Origin of the sequence: Kribbella sp. NPDC000426 (genome assembly GCF_040300265.1) — a bacterium.
Classification (GTDB): Bacteria; Actinomycetota; Actinomycetes; order Propionibacteriales; family Kribbellaceae; genus Kribbella.
In genome coordinates this window covers 505,641-527,024 of sequence record NZ_JBEPDK010000006.1, presented here as the reverse complement: position 1 = coordinate 527,024, position 21,384 = coordinate 505,641, and the positions used below count along the sequence as shown (strand labels likewise).

Annotated in this window: 21 protein-coding genes; 8 read left to right on the top strand and 13 right to left on the bottom strand. The window is 68.6% G+C overall.

Translation table 11 applies throughout. The features are described from left to right. Positions 1-3 precede the first annotated feature (3 nt). Complete coding sequence (locus ABT313_RS31180; protein ID WP_350861184.1) at positions 4-1,170, bottom strand: MFS transporter; 1,167 nt, start codon at positions 1,168-1,170, stop codon at positions 4-6. A gap of 138 nt (positions 1,171-1,308) precedes the next feature. On the opposite strand from ABT313_RS31180, the gene ABT313_RS31175 reads away from it, so the two are divergent. Next, positions 1,309-1,812 (top strand): mycothiol transferase, encoded by a 504-nt coding sequence (locus ABT313_RS31175; RefSeq protein ID WP_350861182.1) that lies wholly within the window; start codon positions 1,309-1,311, stop codon positions 1,810-1,812. 51 nt (positions 1,813-1,863) lie between these two features. After that, positions 1,864-2,346 (top strand): MarR family winged helix-turn-helix transcriptional regulator, encoded by a 483-nt coding sequence (locus tag ABT313_RS31170; RefSeq protein WP_350861180.1) that lies wholly within the window; start codon positions 1,864-1,866, stop codon positions 2,344-2,346. 1 nt (position 2,347) lies between these two features. Here the strand turns inward: ABT313_RS31170 and ABT313_RS31165 are convergent, their stop codons facing one another. Next, entirely contained in the window at positions 2,348-3,301 is a 954-nt protein-coding gene (locus ABT313_RS31165; RefSeq protein ID WP_350861178.1) for a phosphotransferase enzyme family protein, read from the bottom strand. A gap of 119 nt (positions 3,302-3,420) precedes the next feature. On the opposite strand from ABT313_RS31165, the gene ABT313_RS31160 reads away from it, so the two are divergent. Together ABT313_RS31160 and ABT313_RS31155 are read left to right on the top strand one after the other, a co-directional pair. After that, positions 3,421-4,833 (top strand): DHA2 family efflux MFS transporter permease subunit, encoded by a 1,413-nt coding sequence (locus tag ABT313_RS31160; RefSeq protein WP_350861176.1) that lies wholly within the window; start codon positions 3,421-3,423, stop codon positions 4,831-4,833. A 17-nt stretch (positions 4,834-4,850) separates the two neighbouring features. Further along, a complete protein-coding gene (locus ABT313_RS31155; RefSeq protein WP_350861174.1) occupies positions 4,851-5,462 on the top strand; it encodes a TMEM175 family protein in 612 nt (203 codons plus the stop codon). On the opposite strand, the gene ABT313_RS31150 is transcribed toward ABT313_RS31155, so the two are convergent. From ABT313_RS31150 to ABT313_RS31105, 10 genes are all read right to left on the bottom strand, one after another. Then, positions 5,448-7,016 (bottom strand): carboxylesterase/lipase family protein, encoded by a 1,569-nt coding sequence (locus ABT313_RS31150; RefSeq protein WP_350861172.1) that lies wholly within the window; start codon positions 7,014-7,016, stop codon positions 5,448-5,450. The genes ABT313_RS31155 and ABT313_RS31150 overlap by 15 nt on opposite strands. Before the next feature lie 82 nt (positions 7,017-7,098). Then, entirely contained in the window at positions 7,099-7,881 is a 783-nt protein-coding gene (gene cobF, locus ABT313_RS31145) for a precorrin-6A synthase (deacetylating) (protein ID WP_350861170.1), read from the bottom strand. Positions 7,882-7,895: 14 nt separating this feature from the next. Beyond that, complete coding sequence (gene zwf / locus ABT313_RS31140) at positions 7,896-9,383, bottom strand: glucose-6-phosphate dehydrogenase (RefSeq protein ID WP_350861168.1); 1,488 nt, start codon at positions 9,381-9,383, stop codon at positions 7,896-7,898. Positions 9,384-9,648: 265 nt separating this feature from the next. Further along, the gene (locus ABT313_RS31135; RefSeq protein ID WP_350861166.1) at positions 9,649-10,659 is read right to left on the bottom strand and encodes a zinc-binding dehydrogenase; all 1,011 of its coding nucleotides are present in this window, start codon (positions 10,657-10,659) and stop codon (positions 9,649-9,651) included. 9 nt (positions 10,660-10,668) lie between these two features. Then, positions 10,669-12,042: an MFS transporter gene (locus ABT313_RS31130; protein ID WP_350861164.1), complete on the bottom strand. Its 1,374-nt coding sequence runs from the start codon at positions 12,040-12,042 to the stop codon at positions 10,669-10,671. Positions 12,043-12,061: 19 nt separating this feature from the next. Beyond that, positions 12,062-13,531: a mannitol dehydrogenase family protein gene (locus tag ABT313_RS31125; RefSeq protein ID WP_350861162.1), complete on the bottom strand. Its 1,470-nt coding sequence runs from the start codon at positions 13,529-13,531 to the stop codon at positions 12,062-12,064. After that, on the bottom strand, positions 13,528-14,745 hold the full coding sequence (manD, locus tag ABT313_RS31120; RefSeq protein WP_350861160.1) for a D-mannonate dehydratase ManD: 1,218 nt from the start codon (positions 14,743-14,745) through the stop codon (positions 13,528-13,530). The genes ABT313_RS31125 and manD overlap by 4 nt, the downstream gene beginning before the upstream one ends. A gap of 11 nt (positions 14,746-14,756) precedes the next feature. Beyond that, positions 14,757-15,695, bottom strand: a complete 939-nt coding sequence (locus tag ABT313_RS31115) for a 2-hydroxyacid dehydrogenase (protein ID WP_350861157.1) — start codon at positions 15,693-15,695, stop codon at positions 14,757-14,759. Then, positions 15,692-16,717: a LacI family DNA-binding transcriptional regulator gene (locus tag ABT313_RS31110; protein WP_350861155.1), complete on the bottom strand. Its 1,026-nt coding sequence runs from the start codon at positions 16,715-16,717 to the stop codon at positions 15,692-15,694. The genes ABT313_RS31115 and ABT313_RS31110 overlap by 4 nt, the downstream gene beginning before the upstream one ends. 97 nt (positions 16,718-16,814) lie before the next feature. Beyond that, the gene (locus ABT313_RS31105; RefSeq protein WP_350861153.1) at positions 16,815-17,192 is read right to left on the bottom strand and encodes a VOC family protein; all 378 of its coding nucleotides are present in this window, start codon (positions 17,190-17,192) and stop codon (positions 16,815-16,817) included. 59 nt (positions 17,193-17,251) lie between these two features. On the opposite strand from ABT313_RS31105, the gene ABT313_RS31100 reads away from it, so the two are divergent. From ABT313_RS31100 to ABT313_RS31085, 4 genes are read left to right on the top strand one after another with little or no spacing between them, the layout of a single operon-like run. Then, positions 17,252-17,581: a YciI family protein gene (locus tag ABT313_RS31100; protein WP_350861151.1), complete on the top strand. Its 330-nt coding sequence runs from the start codon at positions 17,252-17,254 to the stop codon at positions 17,579-17,581. Continuing rightward, the gene (locus ABT313_RS31095; protein WP_350861149.1) at positions 17,578-18,765 is read left to right on the top strand and encodes an RNA polymerase sigma factor; all 1,188 of its coding nucleotides are present in this window, start codon (positions 17,578-17,580) and stop codon (positions 18,763-18,765) included. The genes ABT313_RS31100 and ABT313_RS31095 overlap by 4 nt, the downstream gene beginning before the upstream one ends. 18 nt (positions 18,766-18,783) lie before the next feature. Next, complete coding sequence (locus ABT313_RS31090) at positions 18,784-19,413, top strand: maleylpyruvate isomerase family mycothiol-dependent enzyme (protein WP_350861147.1); 630 nt, start codon at positions 18,784-18,786, stop codon at positions 19,411-19,413. Next, positions 19,410-19,796, top strand: coding sequence for a VOC family protein (locus ABT313_RS31085; RefSeq protein WP_350861145.1), 387 nt, complete (start codon positions 19,410-19,412; stop codon positions 19,794-19,796). Before ABT313_RS31090 ends, ABT313_RS31085 begins: the two co-directional genes overlap by 4 nt. Here the strand turns inward: ABT313_RS31085 and ABT313_RS31080 are convergent. Next, on the bottom strand, positions 19,786-21,309 hold the full coding sequence (locus tag ABT313_RS31080) for a serine hydrolase domain-containing protein (protein WP_350861143.1): 1,524 nt from the start codon (positions 21,307-21,309) through the stop codon (positions 19,786-19,788). The two genes, ABT313_RS31085 and ABT313_RS31080, sit on opposite strands and share 11 nt — an antisense overlap. Positions 21,310-21,384 lie beyond the last annotated feature (75 nt).

Sequence of the window (21,384 nt, the reverse complement as noted above, 5' to 3'; positions counted from 1 at the left end):
ATGCTACGTCCCCGTGACCTCGTGTGTTCTGGACCACAGCAGCACCGCCACCGCCAGCGCCGCACACCCGCCGCCGGCCACCATCGCCGCCGGCAGGGACCACGCGTCCACCACGAGCCCGCCGAGCAGCGCGCCGATCGACAACACCGCCTGGTACGACGACGTGAACCACACCGTCGCCGCCTCACGCGACTGCGGTGAGGCCTGGGCGAACATGCTCATCGAGCAGACCGGGATGCCGCCGTACCCGAGTCCCCAGACCACGAGCACCGCAAGGGCTCCGGCGGCAGTGTGGCCCGCGACCGGCAGCAGGAGGGTTGCTGCCGCGATCAGCCCTGCGCAGGTAGCGAACGTCGCCTTCAGGTTCCGGACAGCCGCCGTACTGGCGATGAGGTTGCCCACCAGTCCCGCGGCTCCGTAGATGAGAAGGAACAGTCCAATGAGCTCCTGGCGTACGACACCTCGCAGGAACGGTGTCACGTACGTGTAGGCCGCGAACTGGGCCGTGACGATCAAGCAGGTCACCACAAGAGCGCCGCGGCTGCCGCGAAGCGCTTCGCGGAGTACTGCGGTCCGTGTGACTTGCACGGGAGGTAGCGGAGGCACCGTGGTCCGCAGGGCGACCAGCGCCACCACACCGAGTACTCCGAGCGCGGCGAACGACGTACGCCAGCCGGCCAGCTGACCGAGGAACGTGCCTGCTGGTACGCCGAGTACCGAGCCGAGCGGCACCGCGGAGAAGATGACGGCTGTCGCCCGCGGCGCCCAGCGCTCCGGGACCAGGCGACCGGCGAGACCGGCGGCGATCGACCAGAAGCCGCCGATGGTCAGTCCGACAACGAATCTGGCAACCAGCTCGAGCCAGAAGACCGGTGCGGCCGCTGCCAAGAAGCCGGCGGCGGCCAGCAGCACCATCAGCACGCAGAGCATCAGCCGGCGGTCCAGCCGGGCTGTGGCGACCGTGACGATCGGAGCGGCGGCACCGGCGACCAGCCCGGGCATGGTCATCAACCACCCCGTGCGCCCTGGAGTGAGCGCGAAATCCGCACCGATCGGATTGAGCAGTCCGATCGGAAGGATCTCCGTGGTGGTGATCGCGAAGATCCCGAGCGTCACGGCGACGACTCCGAGCCACCGAACGGTCGGCGTACGGGTTTCCAGAAGAGTCATAGTGTCGAGCGAACTAGTTGCAATAACGCCACACTGGCGGTTTCGCGACATCGCGGTGGTCGTCGAGCAAGCCGTCGCATTTCCGCCATCCCGGGCGCTCGCCATTTACTGTCGGCGCCGGGTGACAGAGTGCGGCGCATGGTGTTGAGAGACCGGCCGTGGCCGGGTGACGACCTGACGCTCGCGCAATCGGTGATCGGGTACTTCGAGTTCGTCCACACCACCGCGGTGAACAAGCTGGACGGGCTGGACGAGCAGCAGGCGCGCGCGACGCCGCTCGCCACGTCGCCGGTGATGAATCCGCTCGGGCTGATCAAACACCTGACCGCGGTGCAACGCCAGCACATCCAGCGGACGATCGGCGGCCAGGACCTCCCGTCGCTGTGGCGGTCGGACGACCACGACTACGAGTTCCGGATCGGGCCGGACGAGACGATCGCGTCGGTCGTCGCGGCGTACGACGCGGAGTGGGAGCGGTCGCAGCAGACGCTGCGCGAGGTGGACTGGACCGGGTTCATCGAGGGGTACCGCGGCCCGATCCGGATCGAGCGGCTGCTGCTCGACGTACTGCAGGAGTCGGCGCGGCACCTCGGCCACCTCGATGTGGTCCGCGAGCTGATCGACGGCGCCCGCGGGGAATGATCCAGCTCCGGATCATCTGCGGCCGGACGATCCCGCGCTACTCTCGGAGGTATGGCGCAACCTCCGGAACGCACCGTGCCCGACCTGACCGGGTACCTCACGCACGCCGGCCACGTCCTGGAGACCCAGCTGTCCGCGGCGCTGGCGGAGGTCGGCCTGACGCTGCGCATGCAGTGCGTACTGCGGCACGCACTCGAGGCCGAGCGAACCCAGATCCAGATCGCCGAGCTCGCGTACATGGACAAGACCACGATGGTCGTCACCGTCGACGCGCTCGAGGAAGCCGGCTACGCCGAACGCAAACCCTCCGCCACCGACCGCCGCGCCCGCATCATCGCCGTCACCCCCGCCGGCGCCAAGATCGCCGCCGAAGGCCAGAAAATAGTCGACCAGGTCCACGCCAACGCCCTCAACACCCTCCCCGCCCCCCACCGCAAATCCTTCATCGACGCCCTCACCACGCTCGTCGACGGCCCCCTAGCCACCCCCACCACAGCCCAACCCATACGCCGCTCCCGCCAACGCGCCAGCTGACCTACCCAGGGAGGTACTCCGTCAGTTCGTGCCAGGACTGCTTGGTGTCTTCGGAGGCGTGGTGTGGGTGGCGGAAGAGGGCTACGTAGGAGGTGATCTCGGTTAGGGGCCACCAGGCCTCGAAGAGTTCTAAGGCTGTGGGGTTGGGGGTGATGGGGCCGGCTTCTGACTGGTAGGCCGTGAGTACCTCCGCGGAGTTGTCGAGGAATGCGGCCAGGTCGCGTTCGCGGGGTGCGAGGCGGGCTGTTTCCCAGTCGACCAGGAGCATCTGGCCGTCGGGGGTGCGGAGGACGTTGGCGCTGTGGGGTTCGCCGTGGGTTATGACCCAGGGGTCGGGTGAGGCCTCGACCTCGCGTACGAGGGTGTCGTAGTACTCCAGTCGGCTGCAGACGTAGGAGCTTGCGCCGGCCAGTCGCAGGCGCGTCGGCTCGGCGTACGGGCCGCTGGACCACGGGTGGTCGAGGTCGGCCAGTGCGGCGAGTAGTCCGTCACGGTGGGGGATGGCGAAATCCCAGCGCTGTAAGGCTTCCGGTGCTGCAGCCGCATGCAGGCGGCCGACGATAGGTGCGATCTGCTCGCGCTCGGCGGGATCGTCCCACGAGCCGTCCGGTGTACTCCAGCCCTGCAGGTACGGCAGCACCATCAGCGTCCAACCAGGCAGGACTTCGCGGACCAGCTGCCCACGCCGATCAGCCAATGGCGCGACTGCGAACTCGTAGCCGCGGTCGGCCAGTTCTCGGGTTGTCTGCATGGCGGCGGTGATCGCCTGCGCGCCATCCCGGCCGACGCGATCGGCGGTTGCGAACCAGCGATGTCCGTCAAGATCGGAGGCGATCCAGTGGTAGCTGCCGAAGCCCACCGCTGCGTAGACAACCTCCACAGCCGTGAAACCCCAGTGTTCCTTGAGGATCCGGGCTACGAGGTCGCATGAGATCTCAGTCGGCTCGTCTCTCATTCGATCGACCCTAGCCGCGCCGCGCGCAAGTCTCAGCCCATTTAGTCATCCGATAAGAGATCGTCTACTAAAGAACTATCTGCTATGGTCGCTTACACAACAGATCGAAGGAGACGGCTGTGAGCGTGGATGTGGTGGAGGCGGCGGTGCGCGGGCGCGGTAAGGCGCTGGTCGTGCTCTGCGTGATGCAGTTGATGATCATTCTCGACGGCACGGTGGTGACGGTGGCGTTGCCCACGATCCAAGGTGATCTGGGGTTTTCGCAGGCAGGCCTGGCCTGGGTGATGAACTCGTACCTGATCGCCTTCGCCGGACTGCTCCTGCTCGCCGGCCGGATCGGCGACCTGATCGGCAGCAAGCGGATCTTCCTCGCCGGCCTCGCCCTGTTCACGGCGGCGTCGCTCCTGTGCGGGCTGGCGGGCAGCGCCGAGGTCCTGATCGCCGGGCGGTTCCTGCAAGGCGTAGGTGGCGCACTGGCCTCGGCCGTGATTCTCGGGATGATCGTGAACCTCTACCCAGCCCCGGGAGATCAGGCGCGCGCCATGGGTGTCTACAGCTTCACAGCCGCCAGCGGTGCGTCGATTGGGCTGATCCTCGGTGGCGTGATCACCCAGACCATCGGTTGGCACTGGGCGTTCCTGATCAACGTGCCGATCGGTGCGATCGCACTGGTGTTCGCATTACGCCTGCTGTCCCACCGGCCCGGGCTAGGCCTGGCCAGAGGTGCCGACGTACTGGGAGCCGTGCTCGTCACCGCAGGGCTCTCGCTGGGTGTTTACACGATCGTCCAGACCGCAGAGCCCAACGCGACCCTCACCCGCACGCTCCTGCAGGCCGCCGCGTCGGTCGTGTTGCTGGCCGCGTTCGTCGCAAGACAGGCACGCATCAAGAACCCATTGCTTGCCCTGCGCATCTTCCGCCGTCGTCAGCTCAGCGTGGCCAACCTGGTGGTCGTGCTGCTCTTCGCCGCCGGATTCGGCTTCCAGTTCACCACCGCGCTGTACGTGCAGCGCGTGCTCGGCTACGACTCGCTCACCACCGGCCTGGCGTTCCTGCCCGCCCCGCTCATGAACGCACTGATGTCGCTGTCCATCGCCCCACGACTCACCGTCCGCTTCGGCCCGCGCAAGATGCTGATCGCCGGACTGGCTGTGTTCGTGCTGGCGCTGCTCTGGATCAGCCAGGCGCCGGTCGACGGCTCGTACGTCGTCAACGTGGGCCCGGTGCTTGCCGTGATGGGCGCTGGTATCGGCGTGGCCATCCCGGCATCGATCATGCTTGCCATGTCCGGCGCGGACGCCAGCGACGCCGGACTGGCCTCAGGGCTCAACAACACCGCCCAACAGGCCGGCGCGGCCATCGGCACCGCCGTACTGGCCACCCTCGCCGCCTCGACCACAGCACACCGCCACTCCGAAGGCACCCTCCAAGCCCTCAGGGACGGGTACGGCGCAGCGTGGCTCGCCGCAGCCGGATTCGTGTTCGCGGCGGCCGTCCTGTCGATCAGCCTGCTCCGCGAACGACACACCTGACGGCTACTCTTTCGGCCGTGAGTACGACGAGAGACCCCGACCGGCTGGTCCTGTTCACCGACGCGGTCGTCGCGATCGCCATCACCCTGCTGGTGCTGCCGCTGGTGGACCTGGTGCCGGAGGTGAAGGCCGAAGGCGGTGACGCGGTCAGCGTGATCCAGGACCACCGGCAGGAGCTTTTCACGTTCTTGCTGAGCTTCGTGGTGATCGCCAACTTCTGGCTGGGCCATCACCGGGTCTTCGAACACGTCCGGGCGTACACGACGAGGCTGATCCGGGTGAACCTGCTCTGGCTGCTCACGATCGTCGTACTGCCGTTCCCGACCGAGATCATCGGGGCCTTCCCCAGCGACCGGTTCACGGCCGGCTTGTACACCGGCACGATCCTGGCGCTGAGTGTCTGCCAGTCCGCGATCACCTGGATGATCCACGGGAGCAAGGACCTCGAGAAGCCGGACAACCCGGTCAAGCAGAGCGAGCTGATCGGCTCGCTGATGCTGACCGGGTTGACCGTCGTGGCCTTCGTACTGGCGGCCTTCGTTCCCGGAGTGAACTTCTATGCGTTGCTCCTGCTTCTCCTGTCGCCGGTCCTCATGCCGGTGTGGAGGAAGAGGTCAGCCAAGGCGTGACCAGAACCCGCACTGGTGCTCGGTGCTCAGGCTGACCTGCTGGATGCCGCTCTGATCCGTCGGCGCGAGTGAGAGTCCCTTGACTTCACGTACGCCGGTCGGCGACCAGTGCGGTCGGCCGGCGCCGTTCGGGTTGCCGGTCCGGGCGAACGACGTCCAGTAGTCGATCATCTGGTTCGACAGCGTCTGCTGGGTCGCTGACATCGGGAAGTCGTATCCGCCCAGCCGGAACAGGTACGGGAGCTCCGTGCCGTGTGCGGCTCCCAGTCCGGCCGCAGCGATCGGGGAGTGCTTGTCTGCGAACTCGTATGCGTACACCGGTACCTTCGCGGCGGCCTGCTGGTCCGAAGCGACCTGTGTGCACGACCAGAGCCGGTCCGTGGTGACAGCGCCCCACGCCGCGGCGGGCGACTCGTAGTTGGTCTGCGGGTAGTGGTTGAGCACCTGCGCAGCCTTCTGAGCGCCGACCATGTTCGTCACCAGCTGCGGGTAGTCCTTGATGTCACCGAACGCGGACAGCCAGGCGTTCGCCTCGTCGTGGTTGTTCCCGGAGATGATCGGTACCCGGTGGAACAGTCCGGCCTTCAGCGCGCCGGCCGGTGACAGCGGTACGGCGGCAGTCTGGCCGTACCCGATCTGGACGAACTCGAGCGTGTCGTCGACCAGTACGTCGGACTTCGTCCCGCGGAGGCAGTCCAGCATCGACTGTCCGGGCTTGCACCCGAACTTGGCCTTGTTGCCGGCGGCCCATTCCTTGCCGTGCGCCTGCACCGCGCCGGCCGGGACCCAGAACGAGCCGGCCTCCTGACCCGGGTACTGGCTGTTGTCGGCCCAGTCGAACGCGCAGGAGCCGCTCTGCATGATCGCCTTCGAGAACAGGCCCGTGGAGGTCGGCGAGGTCAGCTGGGCGCAGACACTCATGCCACCGGCGGATTCACCCGCCACGGTGACGTTGCGTGGGTCGCCACCGAAGGCCCGCGCGTTCCGCTGCACCCAGCGCAGGGCCGCCTGCTGGTCCTGCAGGCCGAAGGTGCCGGAGCCCGTCAGGCCCGGATACCCGAAGAAGCCGAAGATGCCGAGCCGGTAGTTGACCGTCACGACGACCACGTCGCCGCGGGCGGCGAACTTCGACGCCTCGTAACTGCTGCCGGCGCCGGAGAAGAACCCGCCGCCGGGCAGCCAGACGACGACGGCGCGCGGTTTCCCGGACGGCTTGGACGGGGTGGTGACGTTCAGGTAGAGGCAGTCCTCGGTGGTCGATCCGTCCGGCGCCTCGGAGTTCGCTTGCTGCGGGCACACGTTGCCGACCTTCGACTCGCGTACGCCGGTCCACGGCTTCGCCGGCTGCGGCGCCTTCCAGCGCAGCGCGCCGACCGGAGGAGCGGCGTACGGGATCCCGTCGAAGACCTGCGAGTCCCCGACGGTCTTGCTCGCCACCAGCCCGTTGTCAGTTCGTACGACGTTCTGCGGCGCCGCGTCACTCGGCCCGGCGAGGCCCACCAGCAACCCCACCGGCACCAAGCCGGCAACCAATCCCACCAAGATTCTCTTCATGCCAAGAGCCTCACCCGGCCCCCGGCATCCCCGCGTCGGTCCGAAGTCCACCAGACCTACACCTTTGGTCTATGCCGCCTGCCTACCTCTCACCTGCCGCTGAAGGCGGCGTGCTTCGCCTCACCAAGTACGTGTCCATGATCCAGCCCTTGCGGTCGCGGGCCTCGGCGCGGACCTTCTCGATCTCGGCCGCGACCTCGTGCAGCGGCCCGGAGATGAGGATCTCGTCCGGCGTCCCGAGGTACGCACCCCAGTAGATCTCCGCGTCCTGGTCGAGATGCTCGGTGAACGCCGTCTGCGCGTCGAGCATCACCACCACGTCGTCCACCCCGTCCGGCCAGCCGGCCGCGAGCCGCCGCCCGGTGGTGATCTGGATCGGCCGGCCCACCTGGTTCAACCCGACCCGATGCCGCGCCGCCAGCGTCGACACGCTGCTGATCCCGGGAATCACCTCGACCTCGAAGTCGAGCTCACCCCGCGCCTGGATGTCGTCGAGGATCGCCAGCGTGCTGTCGTACAGCGACGGATCGCCCCAGACGAGGAACGCACCCACCTGGTCCGGAGCCAGCTCGGACGCGATCAGCTCCGCGCACACATCGGCCCGGCGCCGGCGCCAGTCGTCCACGGCCTCGACGTACGCCGAAGCCGTGCGGTCGCGCTCCGGGTCACGGCCGACCACGACCCGGTAGTCCTTCGACGTCGCATACCGCCGCAGGATCTCGGACCGCAGATCGACCAGCTCCTGCTTGACCTCGCCCTTGTCCAGCACGAAGAACACGTCGACCCGGTTCAGCGCCGACACACCCTGCATCGTCACCTGCTCCGGATCGCCGGCCCCGACCCCGATCACCAATATCTCCCGCATGCGCGGCAGCCTAACTACTCCCGCCACTCCCTTTCGAAGGGGAGGCGCCAGGCGCGGGGAGCGATCAGTTGGTGGATGGCGTTCGGGCCCCAGGTGCCGGCCTGGTAGGGCTTGACCGGCGGCGGGTCGTCGAGCAGCGGGGCCGAGCGGTCCCACAGGGACTCGATGCCCTCGGCCGTCGTGAACAGGGTGTGGTCGCCGCGCATCGCGTCGAGGATCAAACGCTCGTACGCCTCGAGCACGTCGCCCGCGCTCTCGGTCTCCTGGGTGGAGAACTGCATCGAGAGCTTCTCCAGGCGCATGCCCGGGCCGGGGCGCTTGCCGTAGAACGACAGCGACACCCGGGACGAGTCGGCCAGGTCGAAGGTCAGGTGGTCCGGGCCTTCCGAGCCGACGCCGGAGCCGGACGGGAACATCGTCTTCGGCGCCTCCTTGAAGGCGATCGAGATGATCCGCTGGCCCTCGGCCAGCTTCTTGCCGGTCCGCAGGAAGAACGGCACACCGGCCCAGCGCCAGTTGTCGATCTCGACCTTCAGCGCGATGAACGTCTCGGTGTCGGAGTCGGGCGCGACACCTTCCTCGCTGCGGTAACCGCCGTACTGACCGCGCACCACGCAGGCGGGGTCGAGCGGCAGCATCGAGCGGAAGACCTTGTTCTTCTCCTCCGAGATCGCCCGCGGTTCCAGGGCGGTCGGCGGCTCCATCGCCACGAACGACATCACCTGCATCAGGTGTGTCACGACCATGTCCTTGAAGGCGCCGGTCGGCTCGTAGAACGTCGCGCGCTGGTCCAGCCCGAGCGACTCCGGGATGTCGATCTGCACATGGTCGATGAAGTTCCGGTTCCAGATCGGCTCGAACAGGCCGTTCGCGAACCGGAACGCGAGGATGTTCAGCGCCGCTTCCTTGCCGAGGAAGTGGTCGATCCGGAAGATCTGCGACTCGTCGAAGGTCTCGTGGACGAAGTCGTTGAGCTTGATCGCGCTGGCCAGGTCGTCGCCGAACGGCTTCTCCATCACCACCCGGGCCCGGTCCACCAGATCCGCGTCGCGCAGCATCGCGATCACCGACTGGGCCGCCTTCGGGGGCACCGAGAGGTAGTGCAACCGGCGTACGTCGGGGCCGAGGTGCTCCTCGGCCGCCTTCACCGCGCTCGCCAGCGCCTCTGGCCCGGCGGTCACCGGCACGTAGTCGAGCGTCTCGGAGAACTGCGCCCACTGCTCGTCGGTCAGCTTGTGCATGCCGAACATCTCAACGGCCTCCCGGGCACGGGCCCGGAACTCGTCCGAGGTCATCTCCTCGGTCGCCGTACCGATGATGCGTACGTCGGGCGTGAACCGGGACTGCTGCAGATAGGCCAGCCCCGGCAGCAGCTTGCGCTTGGCCAGGTCACCGGTCGCCCCGAACAGCACGATCACATGCGGCGCGAGCGGATCCGGATCCCGCCGCGACGGCCGAGACCCCGGCGCCGGATACGCAATGGTCTGGATACGGTCAGGCATTCAGTCCTCCCGAGGACACCACCGGAGCCAACACACCTCGCAGTCTAGGCACTCGACCGTGAACTGAGGGTGTACGCCGACCTCGTCATCGCCTCCACCACTCCGACAGGCGAGAAAGAAGAGGATGGAGATGGGAGTTGGGTGCCTGGCCGGGTCCGGCGGTCCGGTGGCAGTCGGCGCGTTGGTGGCAACGTCGCCCGGCGGGCGGATGGCAGCCTGCCGGGCGGGGTGTGGGGCGGGCGGGCGTCGGGTGGGTGGGGTGTGGCTAGGGCCAGAGGGAGAGGAGGACCTTGCCGGAGGTGTTGGAGTCGGTGGCGGTGGCGAAGGCTTCGACGGCCTGGTCGGCCGGGTACTCGTGGGTGATCACGCGCTCGAGCTCGGGATTCGCGTTCAGGAGTTCGATCGCGTGGTCGATCTCGTTGTTGAAGCGGAGCGTGCCTCGGATCTGGAGTTCGCGGGAGACCACCGGAGCGAGGTTCACGCCGCGTGGCTCGTCGGCCGGAATGCCCACGAGTACGACGATTCCGCCGCGGCGGGCTGCGTCGATCGCGGTGCTGATCGCGGCCGGTACGGCGGTGCACTCGAGGGCGACGTCGAAGTACCCGGACGGGACCTCGTCCGTGCCGACCTGCAGCGCTCGATGTACGCCGAGCTCCCGGGCCCGCTGTAGTGGCCCCGGAAGGACGTCGGTCGTCACCACCTCGGTCGCGCCGGCGGCCAGCGCTGCCGCTGCAGTCAGTAGACCGATCGCACCCGAGCCCGAGACCAGCACACGCCGGCCTTTCACGCCGCCGGCAATCTCCAATGCATGCAGCCCGACCGCGAGCGGCTCGGCCAGCGCAGCGCGCCGCAACGGCAACGAAGGCGGCAGCGTCCGGACCATGTGATTGCCTACGACAACGAACTCGCTCAGGCCGCCCTGCGTGTGCGGCCAGGTGGACGCGCTGCCGAGGTAGGCGCCGTTCGGCCACAGGTGCGGACGGTCCTCGATGCCCGGCTCCGGAGTACCGAAGGTGGCCGGATGGATCGTCACCGGTGTGCCCGGCGCGAACTCCCCGGACGGGTCGAGGTCGACGGTGCCCGACAGTTCGTGGCCGGGCACCAGCGGTTCGCGGACGACGAACGAGCCGTTCGCGCCCTCGTGGTAGTAGTGCAGGTCGGACCCGCAGATCCCGCCGTACGCCATCCGGAGGCGAACCTCGCCGGCCTGCGGTTCCGGGGTCGGCAGCTCGGTCTCGACCAGGTCGAGCTTGCTCCGGATGACGATCGCCTTCATGTCTCTCCTTCAGGCCGTTGCGGTGACGGGCGCCGCGGCGGAGGCGGCGACCGGTGTGCGGTCGGTGGCGTTCTCGGGTGCGAGCAGGTCACGGTCGCGGGTCTCCGGCGCGGCCAATCCGGCGCCGAACGTGATCGCCATCGCGACGGTCATGTAGATCGCGACCGGCACCCACGAGTCGAAGGCGCCCATCAGCGCGACCGCGATCAGCGGCGCGAAACCACCACCGAGTACGGCGGCGAACTCGCGCCCCAGCGTGACACCGGCGTACCGGTACCGGCTGCCGAACAGCTCCGGGAGGTAGCTCATCGTCACTGCCACACCGCCCTGGCAGGCGAACACGAACCCGATGATCATGGCCAGGTAGATGACGGTGAGATTGCCGGTGCTCAAGGCAATGAACGTCGGGAACGGCAGCAGCAGCAACAGTCCGGTGATGCCGAGGAACAGCGGCCGTCGCCCGAACAGGTCGGACAGGTAGCCGAGCACGACCGCGCCGAGGCCGCCGAAGATCGCTCCCACCAGCAGGATCTCCGGTACGGTCTGCGCGTCGATCTTCACGGTCCCCTTGAGGTAGGAGGCCATGAACACCTGGTACGTGTACGACTGCACGCTCAGCCCGACCGTCATCAAGGTGACCAGGGCAACTGCTTTCTTGCCGTTCCGGAACACCTCGCGCACCGGCGCCGCGGCCGCCGTACGTTCCGCCTTGATCTCGGCGAAGACCGGCGTCTCCTTCAGCTTCCGCCGCAGGACGTACGCCGCGACCGTGACGAACGCACTGCTCAGGAACACCAGCCGCCAACCCCACGACATCAGCTGATCATCCGGCAGCAGCTGGACCAGCGCCCACGCGCCGGCTCCGAGCGCCGTACCCGCCGCGGCACCGGTCATGATCAGCGCCGCCAGCCGTCCGCGCTTGCCACGCACAGCCGTCTCGGTCAGCAGGGTCGCGCCGCCGGACTGCTCCGCACCGGCGCCGAAGCCCTGCAGAAACCGGCTGAGCACGAGCAGGATCGGCGCCCAAACGCCCACCGTCTCGTACGTCGGCAGCACGCCGATCGCCATCGTCGCAACGCCCATCAGGGTCAGCGTGGCCACCAGGATCCACTTGCGCCCGAGCCGATCGCCGTACCGCGAGAAGAAGAAGCCGCCGAGCGGACGGGCGCAGAACCCGACCGCGTACGCGCTGAAGCTCGCCAGCAGCCCGGCCGACGCGGAGATGTTGGGGAAGAACAGGTGGCTGAAGACCAGCGCGGACGCGGTCCCGTAGATGACGAAGTCGTACTGCTCGAGCGCGGTGCCGATCAGGCCGGCGAGCGCGGCGCGCCGGGTCTCCTGCGGAGTTGGATCAAGCGTCGGTTCAGGGGCCAAGGTGTGCATGGCGGATTCCTTCGGGGTCTCAGGCCGCGGGCGAGGCGTGCGGCCGGGACGTACGGGAGCGCGCGGCCGCACGGGCCGCGACGCGGACGCCGTCACGGGTGATGACGGCGACGTAGTCGGTCACGCGCCGGGCAAAGTCATTGCTCTCGGCAAGTTCGGTGGAGAAGACCTGTCCGATCGCCGACCGGACCAGCTCCCCGGTACTGCGGGCCTGCGCCGCGAGCGCCCCGAGCCGCTCGCGGGCCGGGTCGACCATGGCCCGCGCGTGCGGACCGGGATCGAACCCGGACAGGGGCACGACGCAACACAGCCAGGCGGCGACCGTGAGCGCGAGGTGTTCGGGCATCACGCCCTGCTTCAGCAGCTCGAGCGCGGGCTCGGGGACCCGCTGCGGCAGCTTCACCGATCCGTCGCTGCCGACCTGCTGGGTCCGGTGCCCGAGCGCGTCGTTGGACCACCGCTCGAACAGCGAGGCTATGTACGCCTTGACGTCGAAGTCGCGCGGCGGCGTGACGGTCGGCAGGTACTCGTCCTCCAGGACCGCGCGGGCCGCGGCCTCGATGAACCCGGTGGCCCGAGCCCCGGGGATCGTCGAGTGCCCGTCGAGCGCACCGAGGTACGCGATCAAGGAATGGGTGCCGTTGAGCAGGCGGAGCTTGAGCAGTTCGTAGGCCTCGACCTCGTCGGAGAAGATCGCGCCGCCGCGCTCCCAGGCCGGTCGCCCGGCGGCGAAGTGGTCCTCCATCACCCACATCGTGAACGGCTCGGCCGGCACCGGGCTGCGGTCGTGCACCCCCAGCAGTTCGTACGCCGACGCACGGTAGGCGTCCGTGGTCGCCGGCACGATCCGGTCGACCATCGAGTTCGGGAAGGCGACGTTCTCGGCGATCCAGCTCTCCGCCTTGCTCCCCTGGAGGAACTCGAGGACCAACGAGCGGGTCTGTCGACCGTTCGACTGCATGTTGTCGCAGTTGAGGACGGTGATCGGCGCGCCGTGCGTCGCGGCCCGCCGTTCCAGAGCGCGTGCGATCTGCCCGATGACCGTACGCGGCGTCGCGCCGGACAGATCCGCGACGATGCCTGGGTGATCCAGCGCGAGCCGATGCGTGCTCGGATCCATGCAGTAGCCGTGTTCTGTCACCGTCATCGAGACGATGCGGGTGTCCTCGGCGGCGATGGCGTCGACCACCGCTGCAGGGTTGCCAGCGGCAACGATCGCGCCGGTGTGGACACCCGGCACGCTGATCGACGAGCCCTCCGGCGACAGCTCGAGCACCGAGTACAGGCCGTTCTGCGCGTTCATCGCATCGGCGACCTCGGACGAGCGGCTCGCGACACCGAGGACACCCCAGCCGTCGCCGGCGTTCGCGGTGTAGACGGCTTGATGCGCTCTGTGGAAGTTGCCCAGGCCTAGATGCACGATGCCGGTGCCGACGGGCGGACGGCTGAGAAGGTGCTTGGACACCGAGGTGCGGTTCAAGGCGCTCACCAGTCGGTAACAGAGCCGTCGAGCCGACGCGCGACGGGCAGGTAGGCGGGTTCGTAGGGAAACTTCGCGGCCAGCGCCTCGTCGAGCTCGACGCCGAGACCGGGCGCTTCGCCCGGGTGCAGGTAGCCGTCGCTGAACGACCACGAGTGCGGGAAGACCTCGTGCGCGAGCGCGTCGTACCCCATGTACTCCTGGATGCCGAAGTTGTGCGTCGACAGCCCAAGGTGGACGCTCGCACCGAACGAGACCGGCGAGACGTCGGACGGGCCGTGCGGAGCGGCCTTGACCTGGTACACACTGGCGAGCGCCAGGATCGTGCGCAGGTGGCTGATCCCGCCGGCGTGCGCGACCGCGACCCGGATGTAGTCGATCAGCTGCTCGGTGATCAGGTCCTTGCAGTCGTAGATCGAGTTGAACACCTCGCCGATCGCCAGCGGGGTGGTGGTGTGCTGCCGGACCAGGCGCAGCGCGTCCTGGTTCTCCGCCGGGGTCACGTCCTCGAGCCAGAACAGGTCCGCGGGTTCGAGCGCCTTGCCGAGTCGTGCGGCCTGCTGTGGGGTCAGCCGGTGATGTGCGTCGTGCAGCAAGGCCAGCTCGGGACCGACATGCTCTCGGACGGCGGCGAGCACGCCCGGGATGTGGCGCAGGTACGCATCGGTGTCCCACGCTTCGACCACGGGTACGGCGCCGCGCTTCGCCGGCTCGTATCCGCCGGCGTCGCGATGTACGCCGTACACCGTCTCCAGCCCTGGTACGCCGGACTGCGCGCGGACCGCGCGGAACCCGTCCTGCCGCCGCGCGTCGACCTCGTCGAGCAGCGCCGGAAGCTCCCACGCGGATGCGTGCGTGTAGGCGAGGACCTTGTCGCGGACCGCGCCACCGAGCAGCTGGTAGACGGGCATTCCGGCCGCCTTGCCCTTGATGTCCCACAGGGCCAGGTCGACCGCGCTGATCGCGGCCATCGTGATCGGGCCGCGGCGCCAGTACGCCCCGCGGTACAGGTACTGCCAGGTGTCCTCGATCCGCGCCGGGTCGAGGCCGGTCAGCAGCGGTACGACGTGGTCGCGCAGATAGCTCGCGACGGCGAGTTCGCGGCCGTTGACGGTCGCGTCGCCGTACCCGACGAGGCCGTCCGCGGTCTGGACTTTGAGCGTGACGTAGTTGCGGCCGGGGCTGGTGACGACGACCTCGGCGGCGATGATGCGATCGGTCATGGTGGGTGCTCTCAGGGTCGGACGAGGTTGCGCAGTTCGTTGCCCTCAGCAAGGGCTGTGATATTCGCGGCGATGTCGTGGATGCGGCCGCGGTACGTCTGCCGGGTGATCCCGGACAGGTGCGGCGTCAGCAGGGCGTTGTCGAGCTCGCCGAAGGGCGCGTCGGCCGGTCGGGCCTGGTTGCCGGTCGACGGGTAGGAGTACCAGACGTCCAAGGCGGCGCCGCGGATCGTGCGGTTGCGAAGCGCGTCGTACAGCGGGAGTTCCTGGACCAGCGGGCCGCGGGCAACGTTCACCAGTACGCCGTCGGCGCCGAGCCGCTCGAGTTCCGCGGCGCCGATGATGCCGCGGGTGTCCTCGGTCAGCGGCGCGGAGACGATCAGGACGTTCGACTCGTCCAGCAGCCTTGGGAGCTGACTCGTGTCACCGGCCCAGCTGACTCCCTCGGCCTTTCCGCTCGCGGTGACAGCTTGGGCCTGGGCGCCGAAGGCCTGGAGGACTCGCCAGGTCGCCCGGCCGATGTGACCGAAGCCGAGGAAGCCGACCTTCGCGTCAGCCAGCGTCTGCGGCTGGGGGAGCGCGGGGTCGTAGACGGGCGAGCGCCAGCGGTTCGCGCGCAGGGCAGCGTCGGCCTGGGGGAATTCGCGGCGAAGGGCGATCAGGGCCCAAACGATGTACTCCGCGATCGAGTCCTCGTGGTGATAGGTGTTCGCAACGGGTACGCCGTCGGCCGTGACTCGGTCCGTGCCGGCGCCGGCGACCTGGACGAGCCGGAGACCCGGTGCCGCATCCGCCATCTCCTGGTCGAACGCCGGACCGACGAGGACGTCGGCGGACTTCAGGCTGGCCAGGAGATCGTCGGGGAGCCAGTCCAGGTCGGCGTCGGGCAACAACGCCTCGAGCTCGGACCGCAGGGGGAGCAGGTTGGGGTCGGTGATGACGACTCTCATCCGTCGCTCCGATCGCGGCGGGCCGGCGTCCAGCCGGCCACCGGGCCGGTGCTCTGACGGACTACCAGCTGGGTGGGCAGCGTGATCGTGCGTGGCTCGGTCGGCGTCTCCGCGGTCAGTTGCTGGTGGAGCATGTCGATGCTCATCACGCCGGCGCGCGACATCGGCACCTGGATGCTGGTCAGCGTCGGGCGGCCGACCTCCGCGAGCGGAGTGTCGTCGATGCCGACCACGCTCAGCTCGCCAGGCACCTCGACACCGAGCGCGGTCGCGCCGGCCATGATGCCCAGCGCCATCAGGTCGTTGTGGGCGATCACCGCGGTGGCGCCGGAAGCGACGACGCTGGCCGCCGCTGCCTGGCCGCCGGCCACGGTCTCGGCCTGCCAACCGAGCACCTCGAGTTCGATGTCGGCCTGGTCAGCGAGCTGCTGGATCGCCTCCACCCGCGTCTGGTTCGACCATGACAACGGCGAGCCCTGGGCGTAGGCGACATGCTCGTGACCAAGGACCCGCAGGTACTCCAAAGCCTGGCGCAGACCGTCCGCGGCGTCCGGCACGACGCTGTTGGTCTCGTCGCTCGTCCGGTTCACCAGCACGAGCGGCGTGTCACCGCACAGCTCGGCGATGTCGTGCGCGGGCAGGCGGGGCGAGCAGACGACGAACCCGTCGACGCGCTCGTGCAACTCGCCGATGATCTCCCGCTCGCGGTCCGGACTGCCGTCGGTGTCGGTCAGCACGACCGTGTGGCGGCGGTTCCAGCCGTGCGCCTGGGCAGCCTTGACGAAGCTCGCCCAGACCGGGTTGCCGATGTCCGGGACGATCATCGCGACGGTGGACGAGCGGGTCGGCAGGCTCGACCGCGAGCGGCGGCCGGCCGAGGCGACGTACCCGATCTCCTCCGCGGCGGTGATGATCCGGCGCAGGGTGTCGCGGCCGATCCGGTCCGGGTCGCTGAACGCCCGGGACGCGGTCGACAGCGAGACGCCCGCGCGCTGCGCGACGTCGGTCAGGGTGGGGTTCACGAAGGCTCCCAGAGGTTGCGCCAAGGTTTCGGCAAGATTGCGCCAAGTTGCGCAAGCTTGTCAAGACCTTGGCCCGCCGGGAGCCTCCAGAGTGTTGTCAGGCGGTCTGCCAGAGCCCGAGAACGTTGCCTTCCGGGTCCTTGAAGTACGCCGCGAAGCCCATGTCGCCGACCGGCAGCTTCTCGCCGACACGCTCGCCGCCGAGGCTCTCGATGGTCTTCCAGGCCGCGTCGATGTCCGGTACGTCGACGGTCAGGATCGGGCGGGTCAGCTCGCCGGTGCGCCGGTACATGCCGCCGTTGATGAACCCGGGCTCGGACGGCATCGACTGCTCGTTCACCGGTCCGGTCGACACCATCGTGTAGTTCATCTCGGGCATTTCCATCAGGTTCCACCCGAACGCCTCGCGGTAGAACGCCCGCGCTCGCTCACCGTCGTCGTACGGCACCTCGAAGTGCACGATCCGTCCGGTCATCACATGCCCTCCCGCCTCAGGTTCCTTTCAATCGACGCTAGACCTGCGACGATGGCTGGGTGAAGTACCTGCTGATGATCTGCGGTGACCCCTCCGGCACCGAGTACGCGAACGACGGGTGCGGCGGGTGGTCCGAGGAGATGGAGGCCCGCGGCGTGGTGGCCGGGGGTGCGGGGCTGCGGCCGCCGCACGAAGCCACCACGGTGCGGGTGCGTGACGAGCAACTGCTGCTCACCGACGGTCCGTTCGCCGAGACGAAGGAGCAGATCGGCGGCTTCGTGCTGATCGACTGCGCCGACCTCGACGAGGCGATCGAGATCGCGTCGAAACACCCCGCGGCCGGCTACGGCACGATCGAGATCCGCCCGGTGCTGGAGCCGCCGGTGTGACGTTGGAGGACATCTACCGGCAGGAGTGGGGGCAGGTGGTCGCCACTCTGATCCGGGTGACCGGCGACTGGGAGCTCGCCGAGGAGTGTGCGCAGGAGGCGTTCGCCGCGGCACTCCAGCGGTGGCCGGTCGACGGCGTACCGGACCGGCCCGGTGCCTGGCTGACCACGACCGCGCGCAACCGGGCGATCGACTGGCTGCGTCGCGAGGCCGTGGGTGCCGCCAAGCTGCGTGAGGTCGCGGCGCTCGAGGACGACCAGGACCCGCCGTACGACGTACCGGACGACCGGCTGCGGTTGATGTTCACCTGCTGCCATCCCGCACTGGCGATGGAGGCGCGCGTGGCGTTGACGCTGCGCACGCTGGCCGGTCTGAGTACTGCGGAGATCGCCCGGGCGTTCCTGGTCCCTGAGGCGACCATGTCGAAACGGCTGACTCGCGCGAAGCAGAAGATCCAGCACGCCGGCATCCCGTACCGCGTGCCGCCCGCGCATCTCCTGCCGCAGCGGACGCCCGCCGTACTCGCCGTGCTGTACCTGCTCTTCAACGAGGGGTATTCCGATGTCGTCCGGAGCAATCTGAGCGGTGAGGCGATCCGACTGGCCAGACTGCTCGTCCAGCTGATGCCATCCGAGCCTGAGGCCGCCGGACTGCTCGCTCTGATGCTGCTGCACGACGCGCGACGCGATACGCGGCTTGCTGAGGACGGCGCCCTCATCACCCTCGACGACCAGGACCGCTCCCGCTGGGACCACAGCCAGATCAAGGAGGGCGTTGATCTGCTGGACTCAGCCCTCGACCGTGGCACTCCAGGTCCGTACCAGGTGCAGGCTGCCATCGCCGCCTGCCACGCGACCGCCCGTACCGCAGCCGACACGGACTGGCCGCAGATCGCCGGTCTGTACGCCCAACTCCCGCAGACTCCAGTTGTCACGCTCAACCGCGCAGTCGCCATCGGTATGGCAGACGGCCCAGCCATCGGTCTCCGCCTGGTCCAGGAGCTCGCCGAAGGACCGCTGGCCGGCTACCACCTCCTGCCAGCCACACAGGCCGACTTCCTGCGTCGGCTGGAGCGCTGGCCCGAGGCAAAGACGTCGTACGAAGAAGCCCTCGAACTGGCGACCACGGGGGCGGAGCGGCTGTACCTCCAGAAAAGATTGCAGGAGGTGTCTGTGCGGTCCTGAGTCGTTCGTCGGTGGGGTATGACGGATATCAGAACTGCGGTCGCGGCCGAACGCACGGAGCTGGCGGAGGTGCTGGCCGGGCTGCCGGATGACGACTGGGACAGGCCCACGTTATGCAAGGAGTGGCGGGTGCGGGAGCTGGTCGCGCACATCACCATGCCGTACCGGGTCTCGATGCCACGGTTCCTGGCCGGACTGGTCCGGGCAGGCGGCAAATTCGAACGGTACGCCGACCGGCAGGCCCGCGCGGACGCTGCGGCGCTCTCATCGGCCGAGCTGGTCGACTGTCTTCGCCAGAACGTCGACCACCCGTGGAAGCCACCAGGTGGCGGCTACGTGGGCGCACTGTCGCACGACGTGATCCACGGCCTCGACGTGACCGTTGCGCTAGGCATCGATCGACAGGTCCCGGCTGAGCGACTGCACTACATCCTCGACGACATGAACCCACGCCAGGTCAAGTACTTCGGCGTCGACCTCACCGGCATCCAGCTGCAGGCCACCGACCTCGACTGGACCTATGGCACCGGCACACCGCTGACCGGCACAGCACAGGACCTCCTGTTGGTCCTGTGCGGTCGTACCCTCCCACCGAACCACCTGACCGGCTCCGACGCCGTCCGCTTCACCGCTGGAGTGACCCGATGATCATCAGCCTCCCGATCGAGGACCGGCCCCGCTCGTACGCCTTCTACCAGGCGGCGCTCGGCCTGACACCGGTAGGGGAGCCGGACGAGGACGGCATCCCCGAGCCCTTGCAGTTCGCCCTGGCGGACGACGTCACGATGATGCTCATCCCAACTGAGGGTTTCGGTTGGGTGCTCGGCGACCAGCCCGCCGCACCGTATGGCCAGAGCGAATGCATCCTGACGGTGACCGTCGACAGCGAGGCTGCTGTCGACGATCGGACCGCCAAGGCGATCGCCGCCGGAGCGGTGCAGGTGACAGCGCCCGTACGCAAGCCATGGGCGTACCTAGCCACCTTTACCGACCCGGACGGGCATCTGTGGATGGTGACAACTACCGACTGAGCAGACGAAGGTTGGCGGCACGGGCAGCCGTCGTCCGAGTGGTCGTGCGAGCTCCGGCAGCGTGGTGGCGGAACAGACGCCCGCCGTACCGCAGCCATTCGACCTGTCCGTTGCTGCCGCGGACGAAGTTGGCGCGGGTGTGGGTCGACGTGCCGTCCGGGTTCAAGGAGAGCACGTAGTCCTTGCGGTAGAAGGCGAGCCGGAGCAGCGCCTGCCCACCCGCACCGGCGACCAGCTGGCCCTTGTCGGCAGTCACGTCGAGTGCCAGGTCCTCCGGCTTGCCGTCGAGACCGATCTGCTGCGACACGTACGTGCCCTCGTACTCCGCGAGCCGCCGCGCCGGCAGGTCACGCGGTACGGCGGGGAGGTTGTTGAGGCCGGCGAACTCCTGCAGCGCCCAGTCGTCCGCGAACAGCTCCGCGACCAGCAGCGGACCGCTCTCCGAGTTGGTCAGCAACGTGATCGCGAAGTCCCGCTGCGGCACGAACAGGAAGCCGGAGTGCTGACCGGACCAGTCGCCGCCGTGCTGTACCACCGTCGGACCCTGCGCGGTCGGACGCAGCATCCAGCTGACGCCCACACCGTTCAGCTCGACGAACAGAGTGCCGCCGGGACCGGGGTGCGACTGCATCGCCAACCGACTGCGGTCGCTGAGCAACCTGGGCAGGTCCCGGTGCCCCAGGTGGTAGCGCGCGTACCGCAGCTGGTCGCGGGCGCTGGAGATGAGCCCGCCGATCGACTGCAGGCTGCGCGGAAGCGCATCGAACGCGGGCTCCACAACCGCCTTGCCGTCGACGATGTTGTGCGACGCCGCGACGCTGAAACCGCCCAGCTCGCTCCGGAAGAAGCGGCTGTGGTCGAGCCCGAGCGGATCCACCAAGAGCTCGCGCGCGGCGACCTCATACGGCTTGCCGGTCACCACCTCGATGATCCGGCCGGCCACCCCGAGCGAGGCGTTGTTGTAGGCGAACACCTTCCCCAGCGGGGTGAGCTGCGGGACCTTCGCCATCCCGGCGACGTACTTCGCGAGCGCGTCGTCGCCCTCCCCGTAGTCCTCGAGGTAGTCGCCCTGCCAGCCGGCGGTGTGGTTCAGCAGCTGGCGCACGGTCACCCGCGCCGCGACCGACGGGTCGGCCGTCCGGAAGTCGGGCAGGTACGCGCGCACCGGACGGTCGAGGCTGACCCGTCCGCGCTCGACGAGCCGCATCATCACGGTCGCGGTGAACGTCTTGGTGGTCGAGCCGATCCGGAACACGGTGTCGCCGGACACCGGTTCTCCGGTGTCGACGCTGGTGACCCCGAAGCCGCGGACGTACTCGCGACCCCGGTACCACAGGCCGAGACCGGCACCGGGGATCGCGTACTTCGCCATCCCGGCCTCGATCTTGTCGGCCAGCCGCCCGATCGCGGCCGGTTCACGCGTGCCGGTGGCTGATGCGGGCAGAGAAGAGAGCGCGGCGACCGGCACAGCGGCAGCGGCGGACTTGAGCAACCTACGACGGGTGAGCGACACAGCACGTTCTCCTTGGGCGACGGGGAAATGCTTCCGTTCACGCTATTATTACCAAACTTGGGATTAATGGTGACC